At 65.2% G+C, this 2,563-nt stretch carries 1 protein-coding gene; it reads left to right on the top strand.

Annotated elements, in window-relative coordinates:
* Positions 1-19: 19 nt before the first annotated feature.
* The coding region (locus tag H6A15_RS10075) for an S-layer homology domain-containing protein (RefSeq protein WP_204673624.1) at positions 20-2,563 on the top strand (2,544 nt) is incomplete at its 3' end.

The following is a 2,563-nucleotide window of genomic DNA, read 5'->3' as shown; positions in this document are numbered from 1 at the left end:
TATGGAAGGAGAAAGACGTATGACAGCTTGCGTCAACAAGAAGCACACGAGGAGGGTCGCGCTCGCCATCTCCGCCTCGCTCGTGGGGGCCCTGAGCCTGGGCGCCGCCGCGCCCGCGTTCGCTGCCGAGGGCATTCAGCCTCTCTCGGCAACGGACGTCGACCAGGTCGAGAACGCCAAGGTGACCGAGGCATACGACAACGGCGGCCAGCCGGTCGATTTGTCTCAGCCGATCGAGTTTGCTGCCGACAGCGGGGCGCACTACGTGGTCCCGACGAAGATTAGAAACGACGCCGCGTGGGGCGACAAGGACTACCGCCTCGAGGACAAGGATGCCGGAGTCTATTACGTGAAGGTCGTCGCGGGTCCGACCAGCGCTACCGTGGACGGCGAGTACGTCCAGTTCGTCGCCAACCCGGAGAGCATCACGCGCGCCGGCACCTACTACGCGGTCGTGAAGGACACGGACGACCCCTCCGTCAGCGGCAACGACGCGTGGGTCAAGTTCACCATCGTCGACAAGACGCTCGACGACGCCGTCGTCGTCGGCAAGAAGGCGAGCGACACCTCCATCGAGTACACGGGCGCTGACCTCAAGTTCTCAACCGGAGAGCTCAACATCTTCTCGGGCGGCAAGCTGCTCGAGTACAATGTGGACTACACCGCGAACACCAAGCGCACCTCCACGGACATGAACAACGGCCAGACCAACAACGACATCCCGCACGACGCGGGCGAGTACGTCGTCGAGATCACGGGCCAGAACGACTACAATGGCTTGACCAAGGAGATTCGCTTCACCGTCAAGCAGCTCGACCTCTCCGCCGTCGCCGTCGACTTCGACCAAGACGAGTACGCCCAGGTAGGGTCGCCGTTCCCCGCCGGCCGCGACGACATCACGACCATCAACGGCGAGTCGACCAACCCTGAGATCGAGGGCAAGCTCGCCTTCGGCTGGGAGGGCACCACGCCCGACTGCAACAAGGCTGGCGAGACCGTCTTCACCGTCGAGGCTTCCAACGGCGGCGACCGCAACGTGACGGGCAAGGCCCGCGTCACGTTCGTCCGCTACGAGAAGGCCGGCCAGATCCGCTACAACAAGCAGAACATCAACGACGGCGACAGCACGCTCGGCATGTTCGACCCCGCAAAGGTCGACGCGGTGAAGCCCGGTACCAACGAGAAGCTCCCGGTCAAGATTACCTACACCCGCGACGGAGCGGCGACCGACACCATCACGGCGCCGGGCAACTACGTCGCGACGATCACGGTCGACGACCCCACCTACGAGTGGGGCGGCAAGGTCGAGTTCGCGTTCCACGTCGCCGCGACCCGCGTCGACGTCGACGAGGTCTACGCCCACTACAAGGGCGAGACCCTGAAGTCCGCCTCCTTCGAGGACATCTACGACGGTACCGACCTCATGGCCAACTTCTCCGTCACTGCTCTCGATGAGGACGACAACGAGGTCCCCGCCGAGGCACTCGACGTCACGGTGACCAACAGCAAGGGTGAGGCCGTCGACTCCGTCGTCGAGGCTGGCACCTACACGATCACCATCAAGGCAGCCGAGGACTCCGTCTACGACATCCAGGGCGGCGAGGACAAGCTCACCTTCACTGTCGACCCGGTGCAGTACGTCTACGACGCGTCCGGCAACCAGAAGGGCAACGCCCAGGCACGCCTCACCGGCACCATGGGATACGGCCAGTACGCGAGCATCACCTACGTGAAGACCGGCCAGCCGGTCGTCCCCGGCTACGAGTACGACCTGACCGCCAAGATGTGGGGCTACCAGTACAGCGAGGACTGGAGGGAGCTCCCCGCGTCCGCCTACAAGGCCGAGTACCAGAAGTGGAATGAGAAGACGCACAAGTGGGAGGACGTCGACGAGTGCGTCGAGGTCGGCACCTACCGCGCCATCCTCTCCGACGCGGACCGCGCAGACTCCTACACGGTCGACGCCGTACTCGAGTTCCACATCTCCGACCAGCGCGTCTTCGCCGACGTGGCCAATAACGAGTGGTACTCGCAGTGGGTCTTCACTGCGAGCAGCCAGGGCTATCGCTACATGACCGGCTACGCCGGCACGCAGTTCTTCGGCCCGAACGACCAGATCAAGCGCGGCGACGTGGCGGTCACGCTCTTCAAGATGGCCGGAGGCACCCTCTGGGTCGACGCCAACGAGGGAAAGGACGTCCCTGCCAAGGAGTTCGACACGCCATTCAGCGACGTCGACTCGAGCCTGTACTACGCGCAGGCAATACAGTGGGCAGCGAAGCTCGGCCTGGTGACCGGCTATGACGGCACCGACGAGTTCCGCCCCGAGGCCCCGGTCTCCCGCCAGGAGCTCGCGGTCATGCTCGCCCGCTACGCCAAGATGACCGGCGTGGACACCGACGCCGACCTCTCCGAGCTCGACGCCTACACGGACGGATCCGCCGTGGCGGACTTCGCCGACGAGGCCGTCGCCTGGGCCGTCGAGGCCGGCGTCATGGGCCAGGACGTGGACGCCCTGCGCCCGGCGGACGCCATCAGCCGCGCCGAGGTCGCCGCGATGACC

This window comes from Enorma phocaeensis (assembly GCF_016901575.1).
GTDB lineage: Bacteria > Actinomycetota > Coriobacteriia > Coriobacteriales > Coriobacteriaceae > Limicola > Limicola phocaeensis_A.
This window is presented reverse-complemented; position numbering and strand designations above follow the sequence as displayed.